Origin of the sequence: Paraglaciecola sp. L1A13 (genome assembly GCF_009796745.1) — a bacterium.
GTDB lineage: Bacteria > Pseudomonadota > Gammaproteobacteria > Enterobacterales > Alteromonadaceae > Paraglaciecola.
The window spans coordinates 2,785,914-2,803,748 of record NZ_CP047024.1 but is presented as its reverse complement, the minus strand read 5'-3'; the positions used below and the strand labels follow the sequence as shown (position 1 = coordinate 2,803,748).

At 44.4% G+C, this 17,835-nt stretch carries 14 protein-coding genes; 8 read left to right on the top strand and 6 right to left on the bottom strand.

What is annotated here, in order from left to right; all coding sequences use genetic code 11:
• Window positions 1-16 precede the first annotated feature (16 nt).
• From uraH to xdhA, 5 genes are all read right to left on the bottom strand, one after another.
• Window positions 17-349: a hydroxyisourate hydrolase gene (uraH, locus tag GQR89_RS11680; protein ID WP_158770214.1), complete on the bottom strand. Its 333-nt coding sequence runs from the start codon at window positions 347-349 to the stop codon at window positions 17-19.
• Complete coding sequence (gene uraD / locus GQR89_RS11675) at window positions 342-851, bottom strand: 2-oxo-4-hydroxy-4-carboxy-5-ureidoimidazoline decarboxylase (protein ID WP_158770213.1); 510 nt, start codon at window positions 849-851, stop codon at window positions 342-344. Before uraD ends, uraH begins: the two co-directional genes overlap by 8 nt.
• Window positions 848-1,741, bottom strand: coding sequence for a xanthine dehydrogenase accessory protein XdhC (xdhC, locus tag GQR89_RS11670; RefSeq protein ID WP_158770212.1), 894 nt, complete (start codon window positions 1,739-1,741; stop codon window positions 848-850). The genes uraD and xdhC overlap by 4 nt, the downstream gene beginning before the upstream one ends.
• 1 nt (window position 1,742) lies before the next feature.
• Window positions 1,743-4,094: a xanthine dehydrogenase molybdopterin binding subunit gene (xdhB, locus tag GQR89_RS11665; protein WP_158770211.1), complete on the bottom strand. Its 2,352-nt coding sequence runs from the start codon at window positions 4,092-4,094 to the stop codon at window positions 1,743-1,745.
• Window positions 4,095-4,159: 65 nt separating this feature from the next.
• Complete coding sequence (xdhA, locus tag GQR89_RS11660; protein WP_158770210.1) at window positions 4,160-5,602, bottom strand: xanthine dehydrogenase small subunit; 1,443 nt, start codon at window positions 5,600-5,602, stop codon at window positions 4,160-4,162.
• Window positions 5,603-5,923: 321 nt separating this feature from the next.
• Between xdhA and GQR89_RS11655 the strand changes: the two genes are divergently transcribed.
• Both GQR89_RS11655 and puuE read left to right on the top strand, forming a co-directional pair.
• The gene (locus GQR89_RS11655) at window positions 5,924-6,568 is read left to right on the top strand and encodes a TetR family transcriptional regulator C-terminal domain-containing protein (protein WP_158770209.1); all 645 of its coding nucleotides are present in this window, start codon (window positions 5,924-5,926) and stop codon (window positions 6,566-6,568) included.
• 13 nt (window positions 6,569-6,581) lie between these two features.
• A complete protein-coding gene (puuE, locus tag GQR89_RS11650; RefSeq protein WP_158770208.1) occupies window positions 6,582-7,487 on the top strand; it encodes an allantoinase PuuE in 906 nt (301 codons plus the stop codon).
• 187 nt (window positions 7,488-7,674) lie between these two features.
• On the opposite strand, the gene GQR89_RS11645 is transcribed toward puuE, so the two are convergent.
• Window positions 7,675-9,006 carry an NCS2 family permease gene (locus GQR89_RS11645; protein ID WP_158770207.1) on the bottom strand — a complete coding sequence of 444 codons (1,332 nt, stop codon included), beginning with the start codon at window positions 9,004-9,006 and terminating at the stop codon, window positions 7,675-7,677.
• A gap of 388 nt (window positions 9,007-9,394) precedes the next feature.
• Here GQR89_RS11645 and GQR89_RS11640 point away from each other — a divergent pair, with 388 nt between their 5' ends.
• The 6 genes from GQR89_RS11640 (at window position 9,395) to GQR89_RS11615 (ending at window position 17,702) form a co-directional block, all read left to right on the top strand.
• Window positions 9,395-10,408, top strand: coding sequence for an adenosine deaminase (locus GQR89_RS11640; RefSeq protein WP_158770206.1), 1,014 nt, complete (start codon window positions 9,395-9,397; stop codon window positions 10,406-10,408).
• Between the two features lie 327 nt (window positions 10,409-10,735).
• Window positions 10,736-12,202: a NarK family nitrate/nitrite MFS transporter gene (locus tag GQR89_RS11635; RefSeq protein ID WP_158770205.1), complete on the top strand. Its 1,467-nt coding sequence runs from the start codon at window positions 10,736-10,738 to the stop codon at window positions 12,200-12,202.
• Between the two features lie 30 nt (window positions 12,203-12,232).
• Window positions 12,233-13,945, top strand: a complete 1,713-nt coding sequence (locus GQR89_RS11630) for a bifunctional protein-serine/threonine kinase/phosphatase (protein WP_158770204.1) — start codon at window positions 12,233-12,235, stop codon at window positions 13,943-13,945.
• 365 nt (window positions 13,946-14,310) lie between these two features.
• Window positions 14,311-15,711: a CmpA/NrtA family ABC transporter substrate-binding protein gene (locus GQR89_RS11625; protein WP_158770203.1), complete on the top strand. Its 1,401-nt coding sequence runs from the start codon at window positions 14,311-14,313 to the stop codon at window positions 15,709-15,711.
• A 64-nt stretch (window positions 15,712-15,775) separates the two neighbouring features.
• Window positions 15,776-16,765 (top strand): ABC transporter permease, encoded by a 990-nt coding sequence (locus GQR89_RS11620; protein ID WP_158770202.1) that lies wholly within the window; start codon window positions 15,776-15,778, stop codon window positions 16,763-16,765.
• Window positions 16,766-16,847: 82 nt separating this feature from the next.
• On the top strand, window positions 16,848-17,702 hold the full coding sequence (locus GQR89_RS11615) for an ABC transporter ATP-binding protein (protein WP_158770201.1): 855 nt from the start codon (window positions 16,848-16,850) through the stop codon (window positions 17,700-17,702).
• Window positions 17,703-17,835 lie beyond the last annotated feature (133 nt).

Genomic DNA, 17,835 nt, shown 5'->3' with positions numbered 1-17,835 from the left:
TGAATAAAATATTCCATTAGCTACCGCGGTAACTGCTAAAGCCAAAAGGAGAAATAAGCAGCGGAATATGGTAGTGACCACCGTCTTGCGTTATTTCAAAATGCACATCCACGAAGGGATAAAATGCGCTGCCATGCTGGCTAGATAAATACTCACCGGTTATAAACCTAAGGTGATAGTGTCCAGCTGAAATAGCGACTTCACTCCATTGATTACAGCGGCCATCAGCATCTGTTTGTGCGTGGGCAATATCACCATTAGGCGCGGTTAATATAAGCTGCATATTTGAGGCTGGTTTACCTAAGGTGGTGTCTAAAACATGGCTGGAAAGTGACGGTGCTTTATTCATCTGATAAGCCTTTTAGTATACGTAAAATGGTAATTTTAATTTGTTCATCACTGGCATTGCTGATCTCAGTGGCCGTCGTGTTCTCAATACGTTGCTCGATTTCCTTGAGCATGGTGTGCGCATCGAGTCCACTGGCGCATATGATAAAAATAAAACCGTGTTTTTCTTTGTAAGCCAGGTTTAATTTTTGCAATGCCAGTAAGGTGACTTCATCCGCTTGACGGGCGCCATCTTGCTCGTTGCTCGCCATGGCTTTAGTGCTGGCATACTTCTCACGTAGGCTACTGATGTCGCCGATCATCGGATGAGCATCGAACGCTTGTAAAAAGTCCTCTCGTCCCATGTCTTGCCAATTGGCTTGTGCTCGCTGAAGTACATTAGGCTTATTGGCATAAGGACGCTGCTCTTGCATTTTAGTGACCCAACGTTTGGCTGCGCAGGTTTGGGCGAAAAATTCTTCCGCTGCTTCAACGGTACTGTTATTCAGTTCATCTAGGGTCATAATAGGTCTTTAAGCTCTTTTGAAGCGCGCCATGCTTTCGCTTGTTTCTGGCGCTGTGATTCACTTTTATTTATCTGATCTGCGTTTATGTGCAGACCTTGAACACGTTCATTATTGAGGCGTTGAATAAGCTGTCCTGCGATAGATATGGCTACCTCAATAGGGCGTTTACCAGGGATATCCAGTATGCCAATTGGGCTGACTAAGCGGTTTGGCTCAATAGTGTCCGGCATACGTGCTGCGATGCGGGTGGCAAAGCGCTTGGCTTTGGTGTTTGAGCCTATCATGCCGATGTAAGGTAGCTCAGGCCGCTTAAGGGCGGCTTCAACAAGCGCGTAATCTAATTGGTGGTTATGGGTCATTATTACCACCCAACTGTTGCTAGGGGCTAATGCGATATGCTCAGTTGGCTCTTCGCTAACTATCATCTTTAGGTTGGCGAAATCGAACGTCGCCTTACCCTGTGGAAAAAGCTGCTCTCTTTGATCAATCCATTGTATTTGCAATGGCAGTTGCACAAGTAGCGGTATCAGGGCGTGGGCAACATGACCGGCACCGAATATTTGCACGGTTTGGCATTGCTCTACCATGACTTCGAATAACACATTTACCGCGCCACCACAGCATTGGCCTAACTTACTTGATAGAGGGTAATGCTCAATATGCTGGGTGTGTTCATTGTTCGCCAACAAAGCACGGGCCTGTTCGGTGGCTGCAAACTCAAGATGACCGCCACCTATGGTGTCAAACGTCTCATCGCCGGTAATAACCATTTTGGTTCCGTTGCCGCGAGGTGTTGAACCCGCAGATGCCAGCACAGTCACCAACACATAGGCTTTACCTTGTTCTTGGCATTGATGCAGAGCGTCAAACCATTTATTGGTGTTCATATTAGTTGTGCTCGCTGTTTGATGTGTTACTAAGCGACTCGATGCACTTCAGTACTGCTTCAGGTGTGGCGGGCGCTGGAAGTTGTGGGTCCTGTTTATAATCCGTGAGACTCGATATGGCGTCTTTTAGAGCGCACCAGACAGAATTCGCCAGCATAAAGGGCGGCTCGCCGACCGCTTTTGAGTGATAAATACTGTCTTCATCATTATCCCGCTGATACAAATCAACGTTAAATATTTCTGGTGTATCACCAATGGCTGGGATTTTATAAGTGGCAGGGTTATTACTTATTAGTCGACCGTTTTCGTCCCATTTTAAATCTTCTGTGGTCAGCCAGCCCATACCTTGAATAAAGCCGCCTTCAATTTGGCCAACATCAATAGCAGGGTTTAAACTGCGGCCCACATCGTGAAGAATATCCACACGTTCGACCTTGTACTCGCCGGTCAAGGTGTCAATAGCCACTTCAGAAACCGATGCACCATATGCAAAGTAGAAAAATGGACGCCCGTTTCCTGTGCTGCGATCATAATGAATTTTCGGGGTTTTATAAAAGCCTGTTGAGGAAAGTGATACTCGGCCAATGTAGGCGTTTTGAATCAGCTCTACAAAGCCGATGCTATGTTCGCCTAACATAACCGTATTGTCAGCGAAAATGACATGTTCAGCGGTCAAATCAGACCTGTTTATTTCAGCGGCATAAAAATCAGCCAAGCGTTGCTTGATGGTAATGCAGGCATTTTGTGCGGCTTTACCATTTAAGTCAGTACCGCTAGATGCTGCAGTAGGGGAGGTGTTGGGCACTTTATCAGTGCGGGTAGATGTTACTTCTACATCGTGTAAGGATATACCAAATTCATTAGCTACTATCTGACCAATCTTGGTATGCAGGCCTTGGCCCATTTCTGTGCCGCCGTGATTAATCTGCATGCTGCCGTCTGTGTACACATGGAGCAGGGCACCCGCTTGATTCAAATGTTTAGCGGTGAACGAAATGCCGAATTTAACGGGCGTTAACGCCAGGCCTTTTTTGATAATGGGGTTGGTTTTATTGAATTCGTTAATCGATTTTCTACGCGGCCAATAATCTGAGGAGTCTTCTAAGCGGCTGATAATATCCGCCAATAAATTGTGTTCGACAGTCATACCGTAGGGCGTGACATTACGTTGATGTTCACCGTACAAATTTAGCTTACGTACCGTTAGCGGATCTTTGTTTACTCTACGTGCGATGGCATCCATCATGGCTTCTGCCACTATCATGCCTTGGGGCCCACCAAAACCACGGTAAGCAGTGTGCGAAACCTGATTGGTGCGACAGCGATGACCAGCGACATTAACGTTCTCTAGATAATAGCCGTTGTCGCAATGAAACATGGCCCGGTCAACAATAGCGTCTGACAAATCAGGGGAATGTCCGCAATTTCCATTTATATCGATATCAGCCGCATTAATCAGTCCTTCTTTATCAAAACCGACCTTATAACTGTTCTCGAACGGGTGACGTTTGCCGGTCGCAATCATGTCTTGCATGCGTGGTAAGCGTAGTTTTACTGCACACTGGTTTCGCTTGGCGAGTAAGGCTGCAATGCATGCCCATTGCGCGGCTTGGGTTTCTTTACCGCCAAAACCGCCACCCATTCTGCGCATGTCGACGACAACCTTATGTAATTTACAATTCAAGACTTCAGCAATGAGTTTTTGTACTTCGCTGGGATGTTGGCTTGAGGTATAAACGAGCACTCGATCTTCTTCTTCACTGATGGCCATGGAAACCTGACCTTCAAGATACATATGTTCTTGACCACCAATACTCAAATGATTTTGCAGGGTGAAGTCGCTGACTTTATATGCTGCAGCAAAATCACCTTGTTGCATGTAGTGTGGCGGGCGCACAAAGTTACTTTGTTGCTTGGCTGCTTCGACGCTTAGGCAAGACGCGCTAGGGGTTATCTCTATTTTTGCTTTGAGGGCTGCTTGCCGCGCGTGTTCTACAGTGTCGGCGAGTACAGCAAACACCGCTTGGCCGTGAAATAACACGCTGTTTTGCGCAAATATAGGGTCACCATCAAACACAGGGGCAATATCAACATGCCCAGGCACATCGTCAACGGTAATCACATCTGTCACCCCTAGGCTAGCCCATACATCAGCAAGATCTAACGACTTGATGGCCCCTGACGCCGCAGGACTCGTGCCAATAGCGGCAAATTGCAAGTTAGCGGGCTGTGGCATGTCATCAACGTAACGTGCCTGACCACTAACCTGACGAATTGCACTTTCGTGAGGATGTGATTTACCTACTTTACCCTGAGGATTGCTGGTAAAGGGCTGTTCAATCAATTTACGCATGATCGCAACCTCGCTTTAATGCCTTATTAGCGATGCACGTTTTAATGAATCGTAAAGGAATTCTGTTATTCATAAGCATGCACCCGAGTTTCAATTTTGTGGTTTTGCTGGTTGCTTTGTAACCAAAAACGCTTCCAGAGATTAACGATCATCGTTTGACGATAGCTTGCACTTGCTCGTACATCGTCGATGGGATTAAAAGCTTGGCTCAAAACACTTTTACCAGCTTCAAATGTGGCACTTTGTGACCAGTCTTTACCGATTATTGCACTGCGTAAATCTGTGGCTGACGCAGGCGTAGCAGCCACGCCACCAAAACCACTATTAACATCCTGAATAATATTTTCGTTATCAAGTGTTAGATTAAAAACAGCGCATACAGCCGATATATCGTCTTCTTGGCGTTTAGAAATTTTATAAGCACTGATTTTGCTATTTGGCTTTTTGTAAGGGATAAAAATAGCTTCGATCCATTCGTCTGGATGCAATAGTGTTTGCCGATAACCAGTGAAAAATTCGCTGATGGGAATATCCCGGCGTATTGAACCATTATCTACTCGCACGAGTGCATTTAAGGCTAATAGAGCAGGGGGCATGTCACCAATCGGTGAGGCGTTTGCTATATTGCCTCCAAGCGTTGCTTGGTTTCGTATTGGGGTCGATGCAAAACGGTCCAGTAGCTCGTGTAGTTCGGGAAAATATGACAGTAATAGCGTTTCCATCTTGCTTAATGGCACCGCTGCACCAATGTTTAGTCCTGAGTCTGTTTCTTGCATAACGCACAGTTCGGCAACGTTTGTCAGGCTAATAAGCGCTGGCAGGGTTTTGAACTGTTGGGTGACTTCTAATGCTAAATCTGTGCTGCCAGCAAATTTACGCGCATTAGGATGGTTAGAAATGGCGTGAGCTAACTCTGCTCTATTCGTTGGCATTAATAGGTTATCAAGGCCAGCGCTGGACGAATTTAATTGGGCCAATTGCGTTAAAGTAGTCATTTGACGCTCGCTGAATTTGTCATCGACTTTGCCCGTGCACGATGCCACAGCGGCATCAATAATAGGGCGGTAACCGGTACAACGGCATAAATTTCCGCCCAGAGCGATATTGATTTGTTCTCTGTTGGGTATCTCGGCTTGTTGATACAAAGCGAACATTGACATAACAAAACCTGGCGTACAAAAGCCGCACTGTGAGCCATGAGCATCAACCATGGCCGCTTGCACGGGATGAAGTGTGTCTCCGTTAGCTAGATGCTCAACGGTTAATAGTTGTTTACCATGGACAGCGGATAAGAAAGTAACGCAACTATTTAGGGCACGGTATTCAAGAGCGGAGCCATGATCATTTGCTTGTGCAATGACGACGGTACATGCGCCGCAATCGCCTGATGCGCAACCCTCTTTGGTGCCGCTGAGGCCGCAACCGTCCCGAAGGTAATTAAGCAAAGTGGTGTCTGCTTGAGTAGCGTCAATGTGCACAGCTTTGTCGTTAAGTAGAAAGCTGATCATAGTTATCTCCGAGTGACTCAGTCATTAATAGTGTGTGAATTATTTATATAATAACGTGATTTAATACAAAAACCAGACCAACTGGTCAGGTTCTTGCTATTTAGTTTATAACTCTTGGTATCATGAGTGCTTAGTGTGGTTGTATTTGTCATGCTGAGCATGACAATCATCAATGCGCAATTAATGCCTAAGTCGCTAATTTTTAATGATTAACGTGCCTATAGGCAAAGTAAGATTTTTTAGGTAACATGTTAACTAAATGTTAATGAGGATTGACCGGCTAAATATATTAGCCAATTATAAAGGGAACTAACGGATTAAATGAGTGACTCATTATCAAAAAAAGACGACAGTATCGGAGCAATAAATCGCACAAATATACTCGCAGCTGCGGAAAAAGAGTTTGCAATTCATGGGTTTAAGGGTACACGGGTGCAACGTATTGCGGATCGAGCAGAGCTGCCAAAAACCAATGTTCTATACTACTTTAAATCTAAAGACGGTCTGTATCTGGCGTTGTTGCAGGAAATCTTAAGTTTATGGAATAGCAGCTTTGATAACGCGAAAGCTCAGGACGATCCTGCTGAAGTTCTGGCTACGTATATTGCTGATAAAATGGAAATATCTCGTCTTCGCCCTGACGCGTCGAAAATTTTTGCACTGGAAATTATCAATGGTGCACCAAACTTGAGCAGCTTTTTCAAGGATCAACATTCATCTTGGATGAATTCACGCGTATCAGTACTGCGCCAATGGATAGAATTGGGAAAGTTACCTGAAATTGATCCCCATTATCTACTGTTTAATATTTGGGCCAGTAGCCAACATTATGCAGATTTTTCTGCACAAATTACTGAACTTAAAGGTCGTGCGATGGATCAAATCGAATTCTCAAACGCCACAAAGAGTTTAGTCAAACTTATATTGCAAGGCTGCGGCCTAACAGTACCACCAAGATTTCAATAACAAGAGACAGGAAATGAACCACGCATATCCACGAGATTTAATTGGTTATGGCGACAATCCGCCCAATCCAAACTGGCCAGGCAAAGCCAAAATTGCGGTGCAGTTTGTGCTCAATTATGAAGAAGGGGGAGAGAGCTGTGTGTTACACGGCGATGAGGCGTCCGAAGTATTTTTGTCGGAGATCATCGGTGCACAGGCATATCGCGATCGTCATCTAAGCATGGAGTCCATGTATGAATACGGTAGTCGCGCGGGATTTTGGCGTCTTCATCGTTTATTCGAACATCTGAATGTCCCCATCACAGTTTTTGGTGTAACGATGGCGTTGCAGCGCAACCCAGAGGCTGTTGCGGCTATGAAAGATGCTAATTGGGAGATTGCCAGCCACGCCATGCGCTGGATCCATTATCAAAATATGCCTGAAGCCCAAGAACGTAAAATGATCGACGCATCAATGCAACTGCATCAGGCTATTACCGGTTCAAAACCTAAGGGATGGTATACTGGGCGTACCAGTCCAAACACACTCAAGCTTATTTCACAACGTGACGATCTGCTTTACTGTGCGGACTCCTACGCAGATGATTTACCTTATTACGATACAAATCACGATAAACCTTTGCTGATTGTACCTTATACGCTAGATACCAATGACATGCGCTTTGCGAGTGCGCAAGGGTTTAACTGCGGCGACCAATTCTTCCAGTATCTAAAAGATGCCTTTGACGTTTTATATGCTGAAGGTGATTACGCGCCTAAAATGCTTTCAATCGGTTTACATTGCCGCATTATTGGCAGGCCCGCACGGATGGCTGCCTTGCAACGCTTTATCGAGTATGTGCAAGAGCATGACCGAGTCTGGTTATGTACCCGTCAAGAAATTGCCGAACATTGGCGGGATAATTTCCCGTACAAATAAGGTTGGTTAACTTTAGTGAAAATATGCAGATTTGCTTGGCGAAATTGCTAAGAAGTAAGATAAAAATGCTTCAAAGTGGGCATTTTTATGTAAGAATATATAGCTGAAGATACAATAAAACCGTGATAGCTGGACTGAACTATCACGGTTTTTTTATTTTAGCTGACGTTAAACTAAGGCAATGGCCTTATTTTAAATCGAGCACATAACGCATCACAAATACCACCGCCATGGCGTAGGTAATCCATGTAACCTCTTTGTATCGTCCAGTACCGAGCATGATACCTACGTAGGTGATAAAGCCCAATGCGATGCCTTCGCTAATACTAAATGTCAGCGGCATGGCCAATAACGCTACCGACGCGGTGGAAAGGGCAGTGAGGTCATCAAAGTCTAATTGCTTAAATGAATCCATCATCAATATGCCGACCATGATCAATGCTGGTGTCGTGGCCATTAGCGGGATCACTTTCATCAGCGGGGTGAAAAAGAGTGCCAGCACGAAGCACAAGGCGACAAAAACGCTTGTGAGTCCTGTGCGCCCGCCAGATGAAACACCCGCAGCGGATTCTACGTAAGAGGTGACAGGGGACGTTCCTAAAGCGGCACCTACCACACTTGCTGCTGCGTCAGCGGTCATCGCAGGGCCAATTTTGGGTAGCTTGCCTTCTTTGTCGAGCAAGTTTGCTCTGCGTGAGACGCCGATTAAGGTACCAATGGTATCGAACATATTCACAAACAACAGAGCGAAAATAAGATCCCAAGTCGTGGCGAAATTCTCAATGGGGTACATGATGTCCATAGCAAAGAATGTGTTACTTATGCTATCTGGCATACCAATAAACGAATCGGTGTGTTGAGTTAAATAACCATCACCCACAGGAATAAAGGCGCCGATTAAAGTGAGGATCAAAACCGAAATCAGTATGGCGCCAGTGACGCGTTTTATAAAGAGTACAATCGTGAGTAATATTCCCGCCACCGCAAGCATAGTTGCCGGCTCAGATAAATCGCCGATGGTGACAAATGTTGCTGGGTGATCAACCACAATACCGGCATTCTTTAAGCCAATGAACGCGATAAATAAACCGATGCCACATTGCACACCAATTTTTAGCGCCGCTGGGATGGCGTCAGCAATTTTGGTGCGCACCCCAGTAACGGATAACAGTAAAAATAAAATACCATTCCAAAATACGATACCCAGTGCGGCTTCCCATTGAATATCCCGGGTTAAACAAATGGTAAAAGCAAAGAAAGCGTTTAACCCCATCCCAGGAGCCATGGCGATAGGGTAATTGGTCATAAATGCCATGAGTAAAGTGCCAATACAAGCAGCTAACGCAGTAACGGTAATTAAGCCGACGACTGGCATACCACCAGCCGATAAAATACTCGGATTGACGACCAAAACGTAAGACATTGCAGCGAAGGTTGTTAGGCCTGCAATAAATTCGGTTTTTATGTCGGTGCCATTGGCTTGCAGTTTAAAAAGCTTTTCAAATACAGCGTTAAACATAAGGACTTCTCATTGTGGATTCTCTTTCAAGCCTGGGCGGGCCGATGATAAAATGGTTACAGTAAACCGGTGCAAGCAAAAACCTGACCATTTAGTCTAGCTTTGGTGTGATTTATGCGGAACAATAATACACAAAGTGACAGCTGTACGCTTATTGGAACGGTTAAAGACTGTTAAAATAATGGTTATAGTGGCAATAACTTCGGTTAAAATAGAGCTAACGGCGAACGTTACGTAGAAACTGCCCTTAGGTGGTGCGTATTTGCTTCCAGATAGTGCGAAATGAATAGGTGTTTGACCATTAAGATACATCGCTTTAAATCGCCCAACGATATGTACAGCACGTAACAAACTGCAACAAGCATAATAAGAGGACTTAAAAATAAAAATGCCCGTTCATAATCCATCAACCACAGACCTAATTAATTCGCTCCCTAAAGCGGAATTGCATTTACATATTGAGGGCACCCTTGAGCCTGAATTAATGATGGCGTTAGCCGCTAAGCATCAGGTGAATTTACCCTATGCAACCATTGATGATGTGCGTGTTGCTTATAACTTCGATAACTTACAGAGCTTTCTGGATTTATATTATCTTGGTGCCTCAGTGCTGCGTGATGAAGATGATTTCTATCACTTAATGTGGAATTACCTGTGTAAATGCAGAGAAGACAACGTGGTGCACGTGGAAATGATGTTCGATCCGCAAACCCATACTGAGCGTGGCATCGATTTTGCGGTATTTATGTCTGGTTTTTCGCGGGCCATGACGCAGGCTGAAAAAGAGTGGGGACAATCGAGTTTACTGATTATGTCGTTTTTGCGACATTTAAGTGAGGACAGTGCATTTGAAACATTAGCTGCGGCGGCACCTTATTTGTCGGTGATCACGGCAGTGGGGTTAGACAGTTCGGAATTGGGTAATCCACCTGAGAAATTCGCTCGGGTATTTGCAAAAGCAAAAGAGCTTGGTTTAATGCGTGTTGCTCATGCTGGAGAGGAAGGTCCACCTGAGTATATTTGGAGCGCATTACATGACCTAGATGTACATCGAATCGATCACGGTGTACGCAGCGTTGAAGATCCCACCTTAATGCAAGAACTTGTCAGCAGGCAAATGCCGCTGACAGTATGCCCACTGTCGAATATCAAATTATGCGTGTTTGACCACATGAGTGAACACAATCTGCTGACGCTTTTGGATCATGGAGTGATGGTGACCGTTAACGCTGATGACCCTAGCTATTTTGGTGGGTACTTGAACGATAACTATCATGCGTTGGCGGCGCATTTATCGATTAACGAGCAGCAGGTGAAAATCCTCGCCAGCAATAGTTTTAAAGCGAGCTTTTTAAGCGACGAGCAAAAAAATTATTGGCTACAACAAATTTTAGCCTATTAAAGACCGCTTGATTAGGTGCTTGCACTCGTAAGCACAGATCTTGTGCATCATGCACTATTTTGAACATCATTCTGGAAATTGTATTTCCATTAAGAACGATAAAAATAAAGTAACTTATTGAAAATAAATGAATTTATAAACTTGGCATCATTGATGCTAATTAAACTTTGTATGCACTTGTGTTGTTAATAACGATAAAACTAAAACACACACTTAACCATTACATAAATGTAATGTTTAAGTAAGGCAATGTAGCCCGCTACGACTTTCCGTGTCCTGGAGTCGTAGCGGGTTTTTTTTTGAGAAAAATTTTATTGGGTAATCTAAATGAGCGTTGATAAATTTAATTTACTGTCCTTTACCGGCAAAATGAAAACCCTGCATCTATCTTGGATAGCCTTTTTCATTACGTTTATGGTGTGGTTTAACATGGCACCGTTAAAAGGCGCCATTGTTGATGGTGTTGGCCTAACGCTCAGCGAATGGAAAACCCTGCTCATTATTAACGTTGCTTTAACAATACCTGCACGGGTCATTATTGGGGCGTTAACCGATAAATTTGGTCCTCGTATCGTTTATTCTGCCTTAATGGGAATTTGTTCTATTCCATGTTTTATGTTTGCACTCGCGGACAGTTTTACCCAGTTAGTCATTGCTAGATTTGCCCTAGGTTGCATCGGGGCAGGGTTTGTTGTAGGAATTAGAATGGTAAGTGAGTGGTTCCCACCAAAAGAATTGGGTACGGCAGAGGGAGTCTATGGCGGTTGGGGGAACTTCGGTTCTGCAGCTGCGGCGTTTACCTTACCGACTTTGGCGATACTCTTCGGCGGCGAAGATGGCTGGCGCTACGCGGTGGGCATAACGGGCTTGATGAGTTTACTGTTCAGTTTTGTATACTATAAAAACACTACTGATACGCCTAAAGGCTCCACTTATTTTCGACCTAAAAATCTCGGTGGCATGGAAGTCACCAGTGTGGGGGATTTCTACCTACTATTATTTATGAAAACGCCTATGTACTTGGCTCTCGCGTTACTGAATTGGAAGTTGTCCCCGCAAGGTGTATCACTGTTGAGTGAAAATGTAGCACTTATCATTTACCTCGGGTTGGTTGCTCTGTATATATATGACGCGTACGCCACCTATAACGTAAACAAAGATATCTTTGTCACCCCTGTTCCCGAAGCGCATCGTTATTCATTTAAACAAGTGGCAGTGCTGAACGTTTTATACTTCGCTACGTTTGGTTCTGAATTAGCGGTTGTGTCTATGTTGCCGGCATTTTTTGCTGAAACGTTTGAATTAAGTATGGCAACGGCGGGTTTACTCGCGGGTATGTATGCATTTATGAATTTGATGTCTAGACCCGGCGGTGGAATGATTTCTGATCGCTTTGGTCGCAGAAAAACTTTACTTATTTTGACCGCTGGTTTAGCGATCGGTTATTTTTGCTTGAGTTTAATTGATTCAAGTTGGCCTATATGGTTAGCCGTTATCGCTGTAATGGCGTGTTCGTTTTTCGTGCAATCCGGAGAAGGTGCAGTATTTGCTGTGGTACCGCTGATTAAGCGTCGATTGACTGGGCAGATAGCAGGTATGACCGGTGCTTACGGTAACGTTGGTGCCGTCGTCTATTTAACAGTTTACTCACTGGTCGATACCCCTACCTTCTTTACCGTCATTGCGTGTACCGCTGTCATCGGATTTATTGCGCTGTTCTTTATGAAAGAGCCGTCGGGTGCAATGACGGAAGTACGCGAAGATGGTAGTGTTGAATTGATCCACGTTACCTAAGTATCAATCTACCGTTATGAGTAATAAACATTGGAAAAACTTAAGTTAGCATTCGGCGGTTTTTCCAGTCCGGGGGTAAAGGCAGAGAATCAAGACGCCTTTGCCGCCTACTTACCGAAAGACACCGATTTAGTCGCCAAAGGTGCAGTAGCCGCCATTGCTGATGGTGTTAGTGTCTGTACTCGTGCCCGTGAAGCCGCTATTACGTGCGTGACAAACTTCATTCAAGATTATTATCAAACCCCGCAAACGTGGACCGTTAAACATGCGTCCAGCAAAATACTGCAAGGCCTCAATCGATGGTGTTACGGGCAGCATGATTATGAACATGGTGGTCATAGCCAGATGGTCACCACTTTCAGCGGCATGGTGTTTAAGTCGACTTCTGGCTTTATTTTGCATTCTGGTGATAGCCGTATTAGCCGGGTTCAACAAAACGAATTTGAGCAACTGACGACTGATCATGTCTCCCGCCAAGGTGGTAAAAATGTGCTCACCCGAGCGGTGGGGATTGAAGCACACCTGGACGTAGACTTTCGTACCCTCGAATTAGAGCGCGATGATATTTTTGTGTTTACCTCAGATGGTGTCCATGAGTTTTTATCGAATAAAGAACTGCTGGTATTCATCAAAGACACCAGTGTTAGCCTAGAACAACGGGCAAATAATATTGTTGCTGCGGCGCTCAACGCAGGAAGTGACGATAATGTCACGTGCTTGTTAGTGCATATCACAGAATTACCCAATGCAAGCTTAGACGAACATTATCGACAGTTGATGCGCTTAGCGATGCCACCGGCGTTAGAGGTCGGGATGAAGTTAGAAGGCTACCGGGTGGTACAAACCTTATTCAACGGCACTCGCAGTAGTTTGTATAAAGTCGTTAATGAGGTGGACGGTAAAACCTATGGGTTAAAGATCCCCTCACAAAACTTTGTTGATGATCCGGTATATTTGAGCGGATTTCTGCGCGAAGAGTGGGTAGGTCAGCATATTAAACATCACAACGTGATGCGCATATACAAACGCCCTGATAACGCGAAATTTATGTACCACGTATGCGAATTCATTGATGGGCAAACTTTGCGTCAATGGATGTTAGACAATCCTTTGCCTTCAATTGAGCAGGTACGGGGAATTATTCGGCCATTGGTTGATGCCTTACGCGTATTGCAGCGTAAAGACATGGTGCATCGTGATGTTAAACCTGAAAATGTTATGGTGGATCATAATGGCGAAGTAAAGCTTATCGATTTTGGTACTGTTCTGGTAAACGCTCTAGTCGAAACGAATTCCTTGCCTCAAGAGAACATTGCGGTAGGTTCAGTGCATTACATTGCACCGGAATATTTACTCACTCAAAACAGCGACCATAAGTGCGATCTGTTTTCTGTGGCGGCAGTGGTGTATGAAATGTTGACGGGACATTTACCGTTTAAACCTTTCCGCTATCAGGATTATATTCCCAGTGCTTATTATGAATGGGAATATCTGCCAGTCAGCAAATACAGAACTGACTTGCCTGTATGGTTAGACTTGACCTTGAAGAAAGCCTTGCAGCCGAATCCGGCACTACGCTATCAGGCATTTTCTGAGTTTTTAATGGATTTATCTCAACCTAATCAACGTTTGTTGTTAGCGATACAGAAACAACCGTTAATTCAACGCAACCCGCTATTAGTCTATCAAGGAATTTGCCTGATACAGCTAGTCATTATTCTATTCATGTTATGGAAAGCCTAAAGCAACTTATCTGCGGGCCGCAATTCATGTGGCACAAAGCAAGTGCATAATTGCACTGTATTAGTTTGATAACGTACTTAAATAAAATTGATTTAAATGTAACTCATTGATATTTAAAATAAATAAAAGATGGCACTCTAGATGCATAATTAAATTCGTAATTGACATTGTTAATGTGTGTCATCTTTGATGTGTGAATAGATGAGTTATAAAAACAACAAAAGATACGTTAACGCCTAAGTGTTTATTCATAAATAAATGTGAATTTTGCCATGTGGCATATTTACAGCGAGGCAATGTAGCCCACAACGATCCAAATTTTGGATGGTTGTGGGTTTTTTTTTGGAAAAAATTCGGAGTAGGAAATGGCTAAAAACAGATTGTTAAATTCACTTGTGCTGGCCGAGAAAACACTTCGTGTTGCGGTGATGTCGACCTTAGTGACAGCCTCTTTAATTAGCCAGAGTGTATCAGCCCAAGAACTGGGCTGGCCTGAAAAAGAGGAACTTAAATTTGGGTTTATCAAGCTTACTGATATGGCTCCATTGGCCATTGCCTACGAAAAAGGGTATTTCGAAGATGAGGGTTTGTACGTCACCTTAGAAGCACAGGCAAACTGGAAAGTCTTACTTGACCGTGTGATTGACGGACAACTTGATGGTGCCCATATGTTGGCGGGACAGCCACTTGGCGCCACGATAGGTTACGGTACCAAAGCCGATATAATTACCGCCTTTAGCATGGACTTAAATGGCAATGCGATTACGGTTTCGAATGATATTTGGCGTCAAATGAAGCCCAACATTCCCCATGAAAATGGAAAGCCCGTACATCCTATTAAAGCAGATGCGCTTAAGCCTGTGGTTGACAGTTATAAAGCACAGGGCAAGCCTTTTAAAATGGGCATGGTGTTTCCCGTTTCTACCCATAATTATGAACTGCGTTACTGGTTAGCTGCCGGCGGCATACACCCTGGTTTCTATGGGCCTAACAACGACGTAAAAGGCCTTATTAATGCCGATGCTCAATTGTCAGTGACACCGCCTCCACAAATGCCATCCACAATGGAAGCGGGTACCATTTATGGTTACTGCGTAGGCGAACCATGGAATCAACAAGCTGTGTTTAAAGGTATTGGTGTTCCTGTGGTCACCGATTATGAGATTTGGAAAGACAACCCAGAGAAAGTTTTTGGTGTCAGTAAACAATGGGCTGAAGAAAACCCAAACACCCACATTCGGGTGGTAAAAGCGATGATCAGAGCGGCAATGTGGTTAGATGAAAAAGATAATGCTAACCGCCCTGAAGCTGTAAAAATTCTGGCTAAAAGTCAATACGTGGGCGCTGACGCTGAGGTGATTGCCAATAGTATGACCGGTACTTTTGAATATGAAAAGGGTGACAAGCGAGCTGTGCCGGATTTCAACGTATTCTTCCGCCATAACGCAACTTATCCCTATTACAGTGATGCTATTTGGTACTTAACGCAAATGCGTCGTTGGGGACAAATTAGTGAGCAAAAGCCAGATGGTTGGTACCAAAATATCGCTAAGCAAGTCTATCGTCCTGACATCTATGCAGAGGCAGCTAAGGCTTTAATTAGCGAGGGCAAAGCTAGCGCAAGTGACTTCCCTGAATTTGCCAGCGAATCTGGTTTTAAGAAGCCACAAAAGCACTTTATAGACAACATTGTTTATGACGGTACTCAGCCAAATGCCTATCTTGAAAAATTTGAGATTGGTCTTAAAGGCGACACTAAAATTTAACTAAAAGCGAAGTGGCTGAGCAGTTTTTTGCTTAGCCATAGTCAAAAGCAAAAAGGAAAATATTATGTCTAGAGCACAAGCTGCGTCGCTAATATTAACGCCAGTTAAACGCATAAATCTTAGTTCGGTGTCTTCACTGCTAAAAGATGCGCTGTTGCCAATGCTCGGGATCCTCATATTTCTTGGACTGTGGGCTGTATTAGCAAAAAATATTGATACTTCATTGGGCAAGTTTCCGGGGCCCAGTGCAGTACTAACACAATCTCAGGTGTTGATTGACGAGCATTTTGCCCAACGGAATAAAGCTGACGCATTCTATGAGCGCCAAGATCAACGCAATGCCGCGCGTACCTTAAAAGACCCAAGCTATCACCCCACCATTAGGGCATTTACTGGGCCTCCGACTTTCTTTGATCAAATCTGGACCAGCTTATACACCGTTACCGTGGGCTTCTTGATGGCCTCAATTATTGCGGTGCCCGTGGGTATCATTTGTGGCTTAAGCAAAGCCTCATATGCGGCTATTAATCCGTTGATTCAATTACTAAAACCCGTTTCACCTCTTGCGTGGCTACCCTTAGTTACTATGGTGGTTAGCGCGGTTTATGTGAGCGACGATCCGATGTTTTCTAAATCATTCATCACCTCAGCCGTGACTGTTTCTTTGTGTTGCCTTTGGCCAACGCTGATCAATACCGCTGTAGGTGTGTCAAGTATTGATAGCGACTTATTAAATGTGAGTAAGGTGCTTAGATTAGGGCCATTTACCCATGTTGTGAAGATCGTTATGCCGTCTTCTATTCCGATGATTTTTACCGGATTGCGTCTGTCACTCGGCATTGGTTGGATGGTGTTAATAGCCGCTGAAATGCTCGCTCAGAACCCAGGTTTGGGCAAGTTTGTATGGGATGAATTTCAAAATGGTAGCTCTGAATCATTAGCCAGAATTATGGTAGCTGTGTTGACCATCGGGCTAATTGGTTTTGCGTTAGACCAACTGATGTTGTTGCTACAAAAGCGTGTGAGCTGGGATAAAGGTGCGGTACTGCGATAAGACGCATGCTGAACTTTAAAAGTGCACGGCAAAATGAACTTGTTTGAACTGAAACAGAATACGTAACGAAAGGTAATCGACAATGACGGCAAAACATCATTTAGAACTGACACAGGTGGGCATTGATTTTCCGACACCTAAAGGACCGTTTACCGCGTTAACGGACGTAAATTTACGGATCAATAAAGGCGAATTTATTTCTCTTATTGGCCACTCAGGATGCGGAAAGTCAACGGTATTAAACATTATTGCCGGCTTGCATAAGGCGACGAAAGGAGGCGTTATTCTAGATGGGCAAGAAGTCAACGAACCGGGCCCTGAGCGTGCCGTGGTTTTTCAAAATCACTCACTCTTACCTTGGTTAACAGCTTATAAGAACGTAGAGCTGGCTGTTAAGCAAACCAGTAAAGGGCGCAGTAAAGCTGAAATGCGCGACTGGATTGAACATAATTTAGAACTCGTTCATATGAGTCATGCGGTGGACAAACTGCCGGCTGAGATATCCGGTGGTATGAAACAAAGGGTCGGTATTGCTAGGGCACTGGCCATGGAGCCTAAAGTATTATTGATGGATGAACCTTTCGGCGCACTTGATGCGCTCACTCGGGCCCATTTACAAGATTCAATAATGGAAATTCATGCTGATTTAGGTAATACCGTAGTGATGATCACCCATGATGTGGATGAAGCAGTTTTATTATCCGACCGTATCGTCATGATGACTAATGGGCCATCGGCCACCATCGGTGAAGTTCTCAATATAGAATTACCGCGCCCCCGAGACCGCTTAGCACTAGCGGATAACCCGCAATATAACCATTACCGCCATGACGTACTGACCTTCCTGTATGAAAAACAGCGCAAAGTTGAATCGGTCGCGGCCCATCGTAAAAAATCACAAGATGGGGCAAAAGGTGTGCAAGAAAACGTAGCGTAGGGCGCGATAAGAGAGAGGCTTTGCGTCACGCCTACGGCTTTGATCGATATGTGTTTAAGCAACGCGAGATGTAAATTACCTCGCGGGAAAACCGCTGAATAAAAATAACAATTAGGCCAATGAAAAGGGCCAA

Bases quoted from the DNA above. Each gene is read 5' to 3' on its own strand.
- uraH (WP_158770214.1), bottom strand. From the start codon at position 349: ATGAATAAAGCACCGTCACTTTCCAGCCATGTTTTAGACACCACCTTA.
- uraD (WP_158770213.1), bottom strand. From the start codon at position 851: ATGACCCTAGATGAACTGAATAACAGTACCGTTGAAGCAGCGGAAGAA.
- xdhC (WP_158770212.1), bottom strand. From the start codon at position 1,741: ATGAACACCAATAAATGGTTTGACGCTCTGCATCAATGCCAAGAACAA.
- xdhB (WP_158770211.1), bottom strand. From the start codon at position 4,094: ATGCGTAAATTGATTGAACAGCCCTTTACCAGCAATCCTCAGGGTAAA.
- xdhA (WP_158770210.1), bottom strand. From the start codon at position 5,602: ATGATCAGCTTTCTACTTAACGACAAAGCTGTGCACATTGACGCTACT.
- GQR89_RS11655 (WP_158770209.1), top strand. From the start codon at position 5,924: ATGAGTGACTCATTATCAAAAAAAGACGACAGTATCGGAGCAATAAAT.
- puuE (WP_158770208.1), top strand. From the start codon at position 6,582: ATGAACCACGCATATCCACGAGATTTAATTGGTTATGGCGACAATCCG.
- GQR89_RS11645 (WP_158770207.1), bottom strand. From the start codon at position 9,006: ATGTTTAACGCTGTATTTGAAAAGCTTTTTAAACTGCAAGCCAATGGC.
- GQR89_RS11640 (WP_158770206.1), top strand. From the start codon at position 9,395: ATGCCCGTTCATAATCCATCAACCACAGACCTAATTAATTCGCTCCCT.
- GQR89_RS11635 (WP_158770205.1), top strand. From the start codon at position 10,736: ATGAGCGTTGATAAATTTAATTTACTGTCCTTTACCGGCAAAATGAAA.
- GQR89_RS11625 (WP_158770203.1), top strand. From the start codon at position 14,311: ATGGCTAAAAACAGATTGTTAAATTCACTTGTGCTGGCCGAGAAAACA.
- GQR89_RS11620 (WP_158770202.1), top strand. From the start codon at position 15,776: ATGTCTAGAGCACAAGCTGCGTCGCTAATATTAACGCCAGTTAAACGC.
- GQR89_RS11615 (WP_158770201.1), top strand. From the start codon at position 16,848: ATGACGGCAAAACATCATTTAGAACTGACACAGGTGGGCATTGATTTT.